Origin of the sequence: Achromobacter seleniivolatilans (assembly GCF_030864005.1) — a bacterium.
Lineage (GTDB): Bacteria > Pseudomonadota > Gammaproteobacteria > Burkholderiales > Burkholderiaceae_B > Achromobacter > Achromobacter seleniivolatilans.
The window spans coordinates 5445270-5458598 of sequence record NZ_CP132976.1; the positions used below are offsets into that span (position 1 = coordinate 5445270).

Here is a 13329-nt window from a genome sequence, read left to right on the forward strand (position 1 = left end):
TTCCGACCTAACTCCAAGGAATTCCTCATGGCATCTGTATTGTTCAAGAACGCGAACCTGCTTGATCCGTTGCAGGCTGACCTGCTGGAAGGCCATCATGTGCTGGTCGAGGACGGCGTCATCAAAGAAGTGTCGGACAAGCCGATCACCAGCGCGTCGGCGCAGGTGATTGATGCCGGGGGCCGGACCTTGATGCCTGGGCTGATAGACCTGCACGTGCATGTGCTGGCGACGCAACTCAACCTGAGCACGCAAGGCGTGCTGCCGGATGCGCTGGTCATGATGCGCGCGGTGCCGATCATGGCGGCCATGCTGCGCCGGGGTTTTACCACCGTGCGCGATGCAGGCGGTGCTGGTTGGGGCTTGAAGTGCGCGGTCAACGAAGGCACGGTCAAGGGTCCGCGCCTGTTCATCTCCGGGCGCGCTATCAGTCAGACGGGCGGACACGGCGATCCGCGTCCGCGTTCCGACCATCTGCGTCCCATGAGCTTTTGCGGCTGCTGCTTCCGCGCTGGCGACATCGGCCGCGTGGCCGACGGCATTGATGATGTGCGCAAGGCCGTGCGCCAGGAACTTCAGATGGGCGCCGACCAGATCAAGATGATGGCGTCAGGCGGCGTGGCGTCCCCCACCGACCCGATCGCATCCTTTGGTTATTCGGAAGAAGAAATTCGCGTCATTGTGGAAGAGGCCGCCAGCCGTCAGACCTATGTGATGGCGCACTCGTACACGGCAGACGCCATTGAACGCGCAATCCGCAATGGCGTGCGCACGATTGAACACGGCAATCTGGTCGACGAGCGCGTCGCGCGCTTCATGGCGGAGAAGGGCGCTTTCGTGGTGCCGACGCTGGTGACCTACGAAGCGCTGGCCAACGAAGGCGCCGACTACGGCCTGCCCCCCGACTCGGTGGCCAAGATCGCTACGGTGCGCACCGCCGGTTTGCACTCCCTGGAAATCTACAAGAAGGCGGGCGTGAAGATCGGCTACGGCTCTGACCTGTTGGGGCCGTCACAACGCTTGCAAAGCGATGAATTCCGCATTCGCAACGAGGTCCTTTCCACTCAGGAAGTGATCCAGTGCGCCACGACCACCGCGGCGGAAGTGCTGAATCAGGTCGGCCAGCTGGGCCGCATCCAGGCCGGCGCGCTGGCCGATGTGCTGCTGGTGGACGGCAATCCGTATCGTGATATTTCCTGCCTGTTGGGGCAGGGCGAACACCTGGCCCTGATCATGAAGGGCGGGGTCATCGAACACAACACACTCGGGGTGTAAGCGGCATGAGCGATCCCACGTTTTCGCAATCGGAAGTTGGTGAAGAGTCCCGTGACGTCAATGCCGCCAAAGGGTGGCATCCGCCGTCGGCGCCAGTCTCTCGGGACCGCGGCCTGGGGCCGTTCCCGCGCTTGATTCTGCGGGGCGCGACCATCATCGATGGCACCGGGGCGCCGCCCTGGGGACCGGTGGACATCGTCATCGAGAATGACCGCATCACCGCGCTGGTCAACGTGGGTACGCCGCACAAAGCCATCGACCCCAAGCGCCGTCCGGGGCCGGGTGATCACGAGATCGACTGCCACGGAAAATTCGTGACGCCGGGATTCGTGGATGCGCACGCCCACATCGGTACGCCCTATCACGCCATGAGCGGCATCGTGCCGCCGGCAGACTACATCTACAAGCTGTGGCTGGCGCATGGCGTGACGACCATTCGTGAAATGGGCTCAATGGGCGGACTGGGCTGGACGCTGGAGCAGCGCGAGCTGTCCGCCGCCAATAAGATTGCCGCGCCGCGCATGATTGTGCACTCGGTATTTCCGGCGGTGAATGACCGCGTAAAGACGATCCATACGCCGGAACAAGGACGCGACTGGGTGCGCAAGCTGGCAGCGCGTGGCGCAGACGGGATCAAGTTCTTTGGCGCGCCGCCCGCCATCATGGAAGCCGCGCTGGACGAAGCCGCGCAGCAGGGATTGCGCTCGGGCTGCCACCATGCGCAGATGGCGGTCACCCGCGTGAATGCCCTGAAGTCCGCGCGCTGGGGCTTGACCAGTTCGGAGCACTACTACGGCCTGCCGGAAGCCCTGTTCCAAGACCGCGTCGTGCAGTCGTTTCCCACCGACTACAACTACAGCGACGAGTACTACCGCTTTGCTGTTGCCGGCCAGACGTTCATGCAGGCAGCGCAGCCGGGCTCCGCCAAATGGCGTGAGGTCATGGATCAGTTCCTGGAACTGGGCCACACCTTTGTGCCCACGTTCAACATCTACGACGCCAATCGCGACTTGATGCGCGCGCGCCGCGCCGATTGGCACGACGAATACACCTGGAAGGCGGTGTGGAAATACTTCCAACCGCAGCGCGGCGGGCATGGCGCTTACTGGTATCGCTGGAGCACCACCAACGAAATCGAATGGAAGCAGAACTACCGCCTGTGGATGCAGTTCATCAACGAATACAAAAATCTGGGCGGCCGCGTGTGCGCGGGCAGCGATTCAGGTTTTATCTTCCAGATCTATGGCTTTGGATTTGTTCGGGAACTGGAGCTCTTGCAAGAGGCCGGATTTCATCCGATTGAAGTCTTGCGCGCCGCGACGTCGCAAAGCGCCGCGTTGTTGGGCATCGATGACGACACCGGCTCCATCGATGTGCAAAAGCGCGCCGATCTGCTGATCCACGATCAGAACCCGTTGACCGACTTCAAGCTGCTGTTTGGCACAGGCGCCATGCGTCTTAACGACGACACAGCCAAGGTGGAGTGGAAGCGCTGCTTGCAGACGACCATCAAGTCCGGCGTGGTGTACGACACTGCGGAGTTGCTTGCGGATGTGCGTGCCATGGTGCGTGACAGCTGGACCGATGACCCCGACGGTGAACGTCCGCCTTTTGGCGGTTCCCCCGCAGGCTCGCCATGCGACCCGGCGGACGAGGCCCCCTGATATGGCCGTCGATCTATTTTTGCTGTGCGGCTTTCTGGGCAGCGGCAAGACCACGCTGCTGGTGGACTATCTGCGTGATCCGGCATCGGCCGATACGGGTGTCATCGTCAACGAAGCGGGCGAGGTGGGCGTGGACGGCGCCATCGTTGCCAACGATAGCGACAACGTGCCCATGACGCTGATGGCCAACGGCTGCGTGTGCTGCTCCTTGCGCAGCGATCTGGTCTATACCCTGAGCGCGCTGCTGGATGCGCCGCGTCCTGACGGCGCCGGCCCATTGCAGCGCGTGATTCTGGAGTGCAGCGGCTTGTCGCGGCCGGGTCCGATCATTGCGTCGCTGGCGGACCCTGAGTTGGCCAGCCGCGGCTTGCGGCTGACGGTGGTCTGCACAGACGACTGCGCCCGCGACCCCGATGCGCTGGCGGAAATGGACGAAGCCATGGCGCAGTTTGGCGCCGCTCACCGCATTGTGCTGACCAAAACGGACTTGTTGCCGGACGGGGCGCTGGACTCGCGTGCGGCGCGCGCCGCAGCCTTGAATCCGCTTGCCGTAATCATTGCCCAACCCGACCGGCAACAAGCCGTACAGGCAGCCTTTGCACCGTCGCAAGGCGTGACTGACCTGGCTGCGCTGGCGGCGCAGATGCTGGTGGCGGGCGGGCAGCGCGTTGCCCATCCGCGCATCCGGGTAATGGCCGCTCGTGCGCACGAAGGCATCAGCTGGACAGATTTTTCAGAGTGGCTGGATAACCTGGCGGGTCTATGCGGCGAACGCCTGTTGCGGGTCAAAGCGGTGGTGCGCGTCAAAGAATGCGCCGAACCAATCTTGATCCAGTCGGTAGGCACCACCTTCAGCGCGCCGCAACGTTTGACGCGCCAACCCGATGCGCAAGACGCCATCATTGTCATTGCGCGCGACATCAACGTTGATGACATTCGCGCCTCCGCGCCCCATGCGCCAGTAGAGATGCTGGCCTGACCGTTTTCAAGCCTGCGGGCGCGCCGCCGGGCACAGCCGGCCGTGCATCTGCATCGTAGTAAGTCGGCAGTTCCCCTTCGATACGAGGTTGTTATGCAAGAAAAAAACCTGACTCGCCGTGGCTTCATCAAGACCGCCTCGGGATTGGCCTTGGCGCCCGCCCTGGGCTGGGTGCCGGGCATGGCGCATGCCGCCGAAAAAGAAATCGTAGTGGGGACCTGGGGCGGCGACTACCAGAACCTGCTGCAGCAGATCATCAACCCCATTGTTGGCAAACAAGGCGTCAAGGTGGTGTATGACACCGGCAACGCCGTGGGCCGTGTCACCAAGCTGCGCGCCGAAAAGAACTCGCGGCGCGGCAGCATGGACGTGGCGCTGCTGGGCGAAGTGGATATGTACGACGCCGAGCGCTCCGGCACGCTGGAACCGGTGGATGCCAAGAAGCTGCCGAATCTGGCGCACGCCATTGCTGCGCTGAAGACGCCGTATTCAATTCCGCACATTTTCAGTGCGATGACCCTGGTCTACAACACCGAGAAATTCCCGACGCCGCCGGATTCCCTGCAAGCGCTGCTCGACCCCAAGCTCAAGGGCCAGGTCGGTTTCTCGGACATTCTGTATCTGTACAACGCGGTCTTCGTCGGCCTGGGCGCGGGCGGCGACACCAAGAGCTTTGACGGCGGCAAGCGCTTCCTGACCAAACTCAAGGCCAATGCGCCGCGCATCTATCCGTCCAATGAGGCCGTGGCCGCCGCATTCAAATCGGGCGAGATCGCGATTGCGTGCATGTGGAAGGCCCGGGCGTTGCAGTGGAAGGACAGCGGCTTGCCCTTGGGATTCGTGATCCCCAAGGAAGGGTCGGTGCCGGTATCGTTCGAGGCGGGAGTCGCCAAGAACAGCCGCAACAAGGATGCAGCCTGGGAATATCTGAATGCGATGCTGGACGCGCAGGGCCAGGTCGGTTTTGCCGAAAAGATGGGTTATGCCCCTACGGTGACCAACGCGTCACTGCCGGAAAACCTGAAACGCGTGGGTTTCACGGAGGCCGAGGTAAAGCTGCTGCACGCTTACGACTTAAAGAGCCTGACGGAAGGAAAAGCCGACATGCTGGAATTCTGGAACAAGGAATTCAAGGCGGGTTGATGCGTTGAAGGCCGGTCCCGGGCACTGCCAGCCCGGGACTCTCATGCCGCAGCGCGCGGGCATAGGCGCGCTTGAATCCCCCTAGTCACTACCGCCCGGATGAGGGCGACGCCATTCAAATCATCTTGCACTGATTCTGAAATGTTATATCATTCGTCAGCTATTTGTAATGATATAACATCCAAGAGAGCAAAGATGAAAGGCAAGAAGCAGGGGTTCAAGCAGGGAAGAGGCGGGGCAGCGATCATGAGGGCAAGCCGCCGGGGCGCGCTGAAACCGCTGGTCTGCTCGTTGATGCTGATCGCGCCGGTGGCGCAAGCCGAGACCGAGACCGACCCCAACCGCACGAAGACCCTGGCGCCGATCACCGTGTCGGCCAACCCGCTGGGCCTGGACTTGAACAGCACCACCTTGCCAGCATCTGTGCTGGAAGGAGATGCGCTGATCGAACAACGCACCGGCACGCTGGGCGAGACTTTGAAGAACCTGCCCGGGGTCAATAGCGACACCTTTGGCGGAGGCGCCAGCCGTCCGGTGATACGCGGCCAGACCGCGCCTCGCGTCAAGGTGCTGTCCGATGGGTCCGAAGTGATGGATGCTTCCAGCATCTCTCCGGATCACGCCGTGACCGTTGAACCCTTGCTGGCCGAGCGCATCGAAGTGCTGCGCGGCCCCGCCACCTTGTTGTATGGCGGCGGCGCGATTGGCGGCGTGGTGAATGTGGTCGACAAGAAGATCCCGACTGCCGTGCCCGAGAAAGGCATCGAAGCCGAAGCGGAATTGCGCGGCGCGACCGGCACCAAGGAGCGCGCGGGCGCCGTGGGGATTACTGCGGGCCAAGGGCAGTTCGCGGTACGAGTAGAGGGCATGAAGCGCCGCACCAGCGACTACGACGTCCCTGACTGGCCAGGCGGCAAGCTGGAAGGCTCGTACAGTGAATCGTCGCAGGGCTCGGTCGGCATGTCGTGGATTACGCCGCGAGGTTATGTCGGCTTGGCGTTTACGCATCTGGAAAGCAAGTACGGGCTGCCCGGTCACAACCACGAATACGAAGGCTGCCATCCGCATGGCACGCACCTGCACTGCGGCGGTCATGATCATGACCACGGAGATGAGGAAGAGGGCCATGATCACGACCACGAACACGGCGGTGTGCCCTATGTGAAGTTGCGCAGCAACCGCCTGGACCTGCGCGCCGAATACCAGGACCCGTTTGCCGGCTTCGAAAAGATCCGCCTGCGCGGCGGCCTGACGGACTACCAGCACGACGAGATCGAAGGCGGCGAAGTCGGCACCCGATTCAAGAACAAAGGTTATGACCTGCGCCTTGAACTACAGCACAAGCCGATCGCGGGCTGGCGCGGCGTGGTGGGCGTACAGAATGCCTACAGCGATTTCCGCGCAGATGGCGAAGAGGCATTCCTGCCGCGCAGCAAGACCCGCAGCTACGGTTTGTTTGTGCTTGAGGAGTACCAGCTGAACGACTGGCGCTTTGAAGTGGGCGCGCGTCAGGATTGGCAGCGCATTTCGCCGCAAGGCGGCGCGTCGCGCAGCAGCCTGGCGGGCACATCGCTATCGGCCGCGGCCATCTGGGACTTCGCGCCGCAATACTCTGTCGCGCTGTCTCTGTCGCGATCGCAACGGTTGCCGAACGCGCAAGAGCTGTATGCCGATGGCGTCCACCTGGCCACCAACACGTATGAATTGGGTAACTCGGACTTGAACCGCGAGACCTCGCACAACATCGATCTGACCTTGCGCAAGCACGCGGGCGATACGCAATTCACAGCCAGCGTGTTCCACAACCGCGTGAAGAACTACATCTACGCCAACACGCTGGACCGCTACGAAGATTTCCGTCTGATCGAATACACGCAACGTGACGCGGAATTCACCGGCTTGGAAGGCGAGATCCGGCATCAGTTCACGCCGGTGCTTTCGGCAGCGGTGTTCGGCGACTACGTGCGCGGCAAGCTGACTGGCGGCGAAGGCAATCTGCCGCGCATTCCAGCGGCACGCGCGGGTGTGCGGGGCAATGTGAAGTGGCAGCAGTGGTCGGGCGGCGTGGAATATGCGCGCGTGTTTTCGCAGAACGACATTGCGTCCTACGAAAACAGCACCCCGGGGTACAACCTGGTCAATGCGGTCGTGGCGTATCGCGGCCGTTATGGCGAGACCGGTTATGAAGTCTATCTGCGCGGCACCAATCTGCTGAACAAGCTGGCATACAACCATGCGTCGTTCATCTCGTCAGTGGCGCCGTTGCCGGGCCGCAGCGTGCTGTTGGGCGTGCGCATGACGTATTAAGGACTCACGTCCTGCATCGGCTTACGGCCGAAATCGAATCACAACCAAGCCGGGGCAATATGCCTCGGCTTTTTTCTTGACTGCGCCTACGTGTTTTCCCTGAACGGGTAGACCCCGATCCTGTAGTTGTTGACGCGCAGATACCAGATTTCTAGAATCCAATTTGTGATCACATATCAGAAATAGCGTCCGGTATCCGCCGGAGCGCGGTCAGCAGCGAAGCGAAGCATGGCCCAACAACTATTCAGTGTTCGAGACAAGATTGTTCTTATCACCGGTGCGGCGGGTGGCATCGGCGCAGCGCTCAGCCGGGCTTTTGCCCAAGGCGGCGCGACGCTGGTGCTGGCCGACTTGGCGGGGGAAAAGCTGGACGCGCTGGCGTCCGAGCTGCGCGAATCTGGCGTGAAGACCGGAGCTATCGCGCTACGCGTCGAAGACCGCGAGGCTTGCGCCGACGCGGTGGCCGATGTGGTGGCCCGCTACGGCGGGGTAGACGTGCTCATCAACTGCGCCGGGGTCAACACCCGCATGCGGCCCGAGCTCTACGCAGAGGATGTGTGGGACCACATCGTCGATATCAATCTGAAGGGCACGTTCAACATGTGCCAGGCCGTGCACGCGACGATGAGTCTGCGTGGCAAGGGCAAGATCATCAATATTGGCTCGATTCTGGCACTGGCCTCCAACGCCGTGACCGCCGCCTACTCGGCCAGCAAAGGGGGCGTTTTGCAGCTGACGCGTTCGCTGGCCTGCGCGTGGGCGTCTGATGGCATCAACGTCAATGTGATCCAGCCGGGCTGGATAGACACCGCGCTCTCGCGCCAGGCGCGCGTGGATATTCCGGGTCATGCGGAACGCGTCGTTGCCACCACCCCGTTGGGGCGTTGGGGGGAGCCCGACGACTTGATCGGTTCGACGCTGTTTCTGGCCAGCTCCGCGTCCGACTTCGTGACGGGCGCCAGCCTGGTCGTGGACGGCGGCGTTACCGCACATATCTGACAGGCCAGGGCTGGCCCGTGAGCCAGCCCGGAACAACAAGGGGACAGCATGCTTTTCGAGGACATCGGGCAGACGACGCCAGCGCGCACGCTGGTGGTGGAAGAAAGCGATTGGGCGCTGTTGACGCGGGAGGAAGCCCTGCGGCTCACCACGCTGTTCCTGGTCGCACGGCGCTTCGAAGAAAAGATTCTGCAGCTGGACAAGCTGAACCTGGTGCACGGCCCCGCCCATTCCAGCATCGGCCAGGAAGGCGGCGCTGCGGGCTGCATCGCGGCACTGCCTATTGATACGCTGATGAACGGCACGCACCGCGCGCATCATCAGTGCATTGCCAAGGCTATCAACGCCTTGTATGAAGAGGGGTTGGACCCCGTTGCCAGCGGTCTGACCTTGCGCATGCGCCAAGAGATCCAGGGTCTGATGCACGAAATTCTGGGCCTGAAAGATGGCTGGACGGGCGGACGCGGCGGGTCCATGCACTTGCGGCGCGCCGACCTGGGCATCATGGGCACGAACGCCATCGTCGCAGGCGGTATCCCCATCGCCTGCGGCCACGCTTTCGCGGAAAAGCAGCGCCAGTCGGGCAAGCTGATGGTCACGTTCTTTGGCGACGGCGCCGTGCATCAAGGCGCCACCCACGAGGCCATGAATCTGGCGGCGCTGTACGGCCTGCCCATGATCTTCTTTCTTGAGAACAATAAATACGCGGTGTCGATGAGCGTGGAGCAATCCACCTATCAGACTGAGTTGCTGACCCGGCCGCAAGGTCACGGCATTGCGGCCGTCAAGGTCGACGGGATGAATCCCTTCGCCGTCTGGCTGGCCACGCGCTGGGCGCAACAGCATATTGAGCGTGAAGGCCGGCCCGCGTTCATCCTGGCCGAGGTCTACCGCTATTACCACCAGAGTTCCTCGATCCCGGGTAGCGCGTTTGGTTACCGCACCCGCGAGGAAGAGAACGCCTGGAAGGCGCGTGATCCGTGGTTATTCCTGCAACAGGAACTGGTGTCGCGAGGCATTCTGGACGGTGATGAGCTTGCCGCCATTGATGCCACGGTCAGCGACGCGGTAGAAGCCGCTGCGGTCTCGTGCGTAGAAGGCGTCGGCTCGTCGGCTCGCATCCGCCCCGAACTGTGGCCAGATGCCGCAAGCGTCGACGTCAATCTGAACAGCGACATGAGCGAGTTCGATGGCGTGGCTTATGTGGAAGCCGAGGATTTTGACGACGCCGACATGGAAAGCCTGTCCTATATCGAAGCCATGGCTCGCACGATGGGCGCGCGCATGGCTGAAGACGACAGCATCTATGTGTTCGGCGAAGACGTGGCCAATATGGGCGGGGGCACGGTGGGCGCCACACGCGGGCTGACGGATAAGTTCTTGGGCCGGCTCGTTAACACGCCGATCACCGAAAACGGCTTTTGCGGATTGGCTACAGGCGCGGCATTGTCGGGTTTGAAGCCCGTGGTCGAGCTGATGTATAGCGATTTTTTCCTGGTCGCGGGCGATCAGCTATTGAACCAGGCGGGCAAGATCCGCCACTTGTTTAACGGCACGGCCAGCGTTCCGCTGGTGCTGCGTACTCGCATCCCTGGCGCCGAAGGTTATGGCTCGCAGCATTCGATGGACCCCGCCGGCGTGTTCGCGCTGTTTCCCGGCTGGCGCATCGTGGCGCCGTCCAATGCCTTTGACTATGTGGGCCTGATGAATTCGGCGCTGCGTTGCAAAGACCCGGTGCTGGTCATTGAGCCGCAAGAGTTGCACAAGCGCAAAGCGCTGGTCCCCAAGAACCTGGACTACTTCATCCCCATCGGCCGCGCCAAACGCGTGCAAGAGGGTGACCAGATCACACTGCTGGCGACCCTAAGCATGGTGGAACGGTGCCGTCAGATCGTCGAGGAAACAGGAGTGCGCGCCGACATTATTGATCTGCGCACCTTGTCGCAACGCGATATCGATTACGACACCATTGGCCGTTCTGTCATGAAGACCGGCCGCGTCGCCATTGTTGAGCAGACGACGCGCGGCGCAAGCCTGGGCGCGCTGATCGCAGACGAAATTCAGCGCCGTTACTTCGATTACCTGGATCAGCCCGTGCAGCGCGTGACAGGCCGCTGGGCGCCGCCCGTGGTGTCGCAGGCGCTGGAACGCGCGGCTTTGGCCGGCGAAGACGATATCCGCGCGCTGATTACCGCCATGCTGCGCGACAGCGCTTTGAATCCGACACAAGGGAATGTTCATGCCATACGCGCTTGAGGGTAAGACCATCTTGATCACCGGCGCCGCTGGCGGGATAGGCGGCGAGACCGCGCGGGTGTGCGGTGAACAAGGGGCGGCGCTGGTGCTGGCCGACCGGCAGGCGCCGGAAGCCTTGGCGGCGGAGTTGCGTGCGCAGGGCGTGAAGGCGCGCGCGCTGGCGTTTGACGTGACGGATCGCCCTGCAGCCGAGGCGGCAGTAGCCAGCATCGACCGCCTGGATGCGCTGGTGGCCAACGCGGGTTATTGCCCGTGGGACGACTGGAATGCCGATGGCTGGGACGACGTGTTCCGGCAGGTCATCGATATCAATTTGTTGGGCGTCATGCATTTGACCCGAGCCGCGCTGGCCAAGATGTCGGCGCAAGGAGCGGGCCGCATGGTGCTTGTGTCGTCGGTCGCGGCGCGCATGGGCGGCCTGGCGGCCAGCCCGCATTATGTGGCGGCCAAAGGCGGCACGCATGCGTTCGTGAAATGGCTGGCCAGGAAGGCGGCGTTGTCTGGCGTTACCGTCAACAGCGTGGCGCCAGGCGCCACCGCGACTGCCATGACCCAGGGCGCCGAACTGGATGCGAATAGAATCCCTCTGCAACGCATGGCCCAGCCACGCGAAATCGCCTTGCCCATCGCCTTTCTGTGCTCGGATGGCGCAAGCTACATCTGCGGCGCCACGCTGGACGTGAACGGTGGCGTCTACATGAACTAGGCGTAAAACACATGGATAGCAGCATCCTGGAAGGCCTGCTCGACAAGCAGGAACGGATTACGGTCGCGGACCAGATCTATCAAAAAACGCGTCAGCTCCTGATGAGCGGCGCGGTGCCGCCGGGTGAGAAAGTTACCTTGCGCGGTCTTGCGGCCGTCTTGAATACCAGCCCGATGCCGGTGCGGGAAGCAGTGAATAAGCTGGTGGCCGAAGGCGCGCTGGAAATGCTGCCCAGCCGGGGCGTGCGTGTGCCCAAACCCGGGCTGCCCAAGTTTCGCGAGATTGTGCGTATCCGTTGTTGTCTGGAAGGTTTTGCGGCGGCTGAAGCCGTCAAGATCATCAACGATGCAACGGTGGATCGTATTGAACGTTATGCCCAGGAGTTCGACAAACTTGGCCACCAGCGCAAGATCGATACCTTGAAGACCATCGAAGCCAATCGGAATCTGCATTTCACCCTGTACGAAGCGGCAGGAATGCCGCTGCTGGTCACGATGATCGAGAACATCTGGCTGCAAATCGCGCCGCTGTTTTCTTTGAGCATGAGCAGCAAGGACCGCAAGTCGGAAAGCTGGGAATCGTTCAGTCATCACGGCGATCTGCTGCAAGCGCTGCGGCGCCGCGACGCGGAAGGCGCGCGCGCGGCGGTGGTGGCCGATATTTCCGATGCTGCGGCCTATATCGAGAAGACAGGTAACTTAGCCAACAAGTAAAGCGAGTGAGACATGGATATCGAGGTCGTAATGCCCACGATTGGCGCGGGCACGACGCAGGGAAAAATTCTTCAATGGTTGAAGCAGTCCGGCGACACGGTCAAGGTGGGCGATATCCTGGCCGAAATCGAAACGGACAAAGCCGTCATTGAACTGGAGGCCGTGGATAGCGGCATCCTGGAGCGTATCCATGTTGCCGCGGGCGATACCGCAGTGCCGGTAGGCGACGTCATTGCTACGTTGTCGTCCAAGCAGAGCGGACAGGCGCCAGCCGCATCCGGGCCTGCTTCCATTGCGGCCAAGGCTTCCGTGCCAACCTCGGCTTCAGTCCCGCCTTCAAGCTCGGCGTTTACTTCGACTCCAGCCCCCGCGCCCGCGCCAGTAGCAGCGTCGGCATCAGTCGCGGCCGAACCCGAACAACATCGCTTGTTTGCCAGCCCGTCCGCCCGCCGGGTTGCGCGCATCATGGGCGTGGACCTGCACACGCTGACAGGCAGCGGCCCGAATGGACGTATCGTGCGGGTCGATATCGAACACGCCGCGGCATCAGCGCCAGCTCCTGCCGCAAAGCCGGCCGCGCCGGCGTCTTTGCCAGCGGCTGGCGCGTTGACGCCGCACTCCGCCATGCGTGCGACCATCGCGCGCCGCCTGGTGCAGTCCAAGCAGCAGGTTCCGCATTTCTACCTGACGGTCGATTGCCGCATGGACGCGATGATGGCCGCGCGCGAATCCCTGAATGCTGCGGCAACCGTCCGCTATTCGCTGAACGATTTTTTGGTGATGGCAGTGGCCCGCGCCGTTGCTCGCGTGCCAGAGATCAATGCGCAGTGGACGGACGCAGGCACCCTGCGTCTTGATCAGATCGACCTGAGCATTGCGGTTGCGTTGGAGTCGGGATTGATCACGCCCATTCTGCGCGGCGCGGACAAGTTGGGTCTGAACGAGGTGTCCGCCCAGATCAAACAGTTGGCGGATCAGGCGCGCAGCGGACGTTTGCGGCCAGAGCAATACGAAGGCGGAAGCCTGACGCTGTCCAACTTGGGGATGTATGGCGTGAAGTCGTTCGCCGCCATCATCAATCCCCCGCAAAGCGCGATTCTTGCGGCAGGCGCGGTGACGCGTCAACCGGTGGTGGATGGCGACGAACTACGTATTGGCCATGTGATGAGCCTGACCCTGTCGGCCGATCACCGGGTGGTGGATGGCGCGTTGGGCGCCAGGTTCCTGCAAGCCGTGCAGCACTTGCTGGAGCATCCCATCGAATTGATTCTCTAGCGTTCTGAGTGG

The 13329-nt window shown here is 62.2% G+C and carries 10 protein-coding genes; all 10 read left to right on the plus strand.

The features are described from left to right. Positions 1-27: 27 nt before the first annotated feature. The 10 genes from RAS12_RS24690 (at position 28) to RAS12_RS24735 (ending at position 13317) form a co-directional block, all read left to right on the plus strand. Positions 28-1275, plus strand: coding sequence for a metal-dependent hydrolase family protein (locus tag RAS12_RS24690; RefSeq protein WP_306942320.1), 1248 nt, complete (start codon positions 28-30; stop codon positions 1273-1275). A gap of 5 nt (positions 1276-1280) precedes the next feature. Next, complete coding sequence (locus RAS12_RS24695; RefSeq protein ID WP_306942321.1) at positions 1281-2939, plus strand: amidohydrolase family protein; 1659 nt, start codon at positions 1281-1283, stop codon at positions 2937-2939. Position 2940: 1 nt separating this feature from the next. Further along, positions 2941-3918: a CobW family GTP-binding protein gene (locus tag RAS12_RS24700; RefSeq protein ID WP_306942323.1), complete on the plus strand. Its 978-nt coding sequence runs from the start codon at positions 2941-2943 to the stop codon at positions 3916-3918. A 93-nt stretch (positions 3919-4011) separates the two neighbouring features. Beyond that, on the plus strand, positions 4012-5061 hold the full coding sequence (locus tag RAS12_RS24705) for an ABC transporter substrate-binding protein (RefSeq protein ID WP_306942325.1): 1050 nt from the start codon (positions 4012-4014) through the stop codon (positions 5059-5061). 294 nt (positions 5062-5355) lie between these two features. Further along, a complete protein-coding gene (locus RAS12_RS24710; protein WP_306951604.1) occupies positions 5356-7368 on the plus strand; it encodes a TonB-dependent receptor domain-containing protein in 2013 nt (670 codons plus the stop codon). A 228-nt stretch (positions 7369-7596) separates the two neighbouring features. After that, positions 7597-8367 (plus strand): SDR family NAD(P)-dependent oxidoreductase, encoded by a 771-nt coding sequence (locus RAS12_RS24715; protein WP_306942328.1) that lies wholly within the window; start codon positions 7597-7599, stop codon positions 8365-8367. Positions 8368-8415: 48 nt separating this feature from the next. After that, positions 8416-10623: an alpha-ketoacid dehydrogenase subunit alpha/beta gene (locus tag RAS12_RS24720; protein WP_306942330.1), complete on the plus strand. Its 2208-nt coding sequence runs from the start codon at positions 8416-8418 to the stop codon at positions 10621-10623. Then, on the plus strand, positions 10607-11329 hold the full coding sequence (locus tag RAS12_RS24725; protein WP_306942331.1) for an SDR family NAD(P)-dependent oxidoreductase: 723 nt from the start codon (positions 10607-10609) through the stop codon (positions 11327-11329). Before RAS12_RS24720 ends, RAS12_RS24725 begins: the two co-directional genes overlap by 17 nt. An 11-nt stretch (positions 11330-11340) precedes the next feature. Then, a complete protein-coding gene (locus RAS12_RS24730) occupies positions 11341-12042 on the plus strand; it encodes a GntR family transcriptional regulator (RefSeq protein ID WP_306942333.1) in 702 nt (233 codons plus the stop codon). Between the two features lie 12 nt (positions 12043-12054). Then, positions 12055-13317: a dihydrolipoamide acetyltransferase family protein gene (locus tag RAS12_RS24735; RefSeq protein WP_306942335.1), complete on the plus strand. Its 1263-nt coding sequence runs from the start codon at positions 12055-12057 to the stop codon at positions 13315-13317. Positions 13318-13329 lie beyond the last annotated feature (12 nt).

Coding starts and splice junctions, on each gene's coding strand:
- RAS12_RS24690 (WP_306942320.1), top strand. CDS start 28: ATGGCATCTGTATTGTTCAAGAACGCGAACCTGCTTGATCCGTTGCAG.
- RAS12_RS24695 (WP_306942321.1), top strand. CDS start 1,281: ATGAGCGATCCCACGTTTTCGCAATCGGAAGTTGGTGAAGAGTCCCGT.
- RAS12_RS24700 (WP_306942323.1), top strand. CDS start 2,941: ATGGCCGTCGATCTATTTTTGCTGTGCGGCTTTCTGGGCAGCGGCAAG.
- RAS12_RS24705 (WP_306942325.1), top strand. CDS start 4,012: ATGCAAGAAAAAAACCTGACTCGCCGTGGCTTCATCAAGACCGCCTCG.
- RAS12_RS24710 (WP_306951604.1), top strand. CDS start 5,356: ATGCTGATCGCGCCGGTGGCGCAAGCCGAGACCGAGACCGACCCCAAC.
- RAS12_RS24715 (WP_306942328.1), top strand. CDS start 7,597: ATGGCCCAACAACTATTCAGTGTTCGAGACAAGATTGTTCTTATCACC.
- RAS12_RS24720 (WP_306942330.1), top strand. CDS start 8,416: ATGCTTTTCGAGGACATCGGGCAGACGACGCCAGCGCGCACGCTGGTG.
- RAS12_RS24725 (WP_306942331.1), top strand. CDS start 10,607: ATGCCATACGCGCTTGAGGGTAAGACCATCTTGATCACCGGCGCCGCT.
- RAS12_RS24730 (WP_306942333.1), top strand. CDS start 11,341: ATGGATAGCAGCATCCTGGAAGGCCTGCTCGACAAGCAGGAACGGATT.
- RAS12_RS24735 (WP_306942335.1), top strand. CDS start 12,055: ATGGATATCGAGGTCGTAATGCCCACGATTGGCGCGGGCACGACGCAG.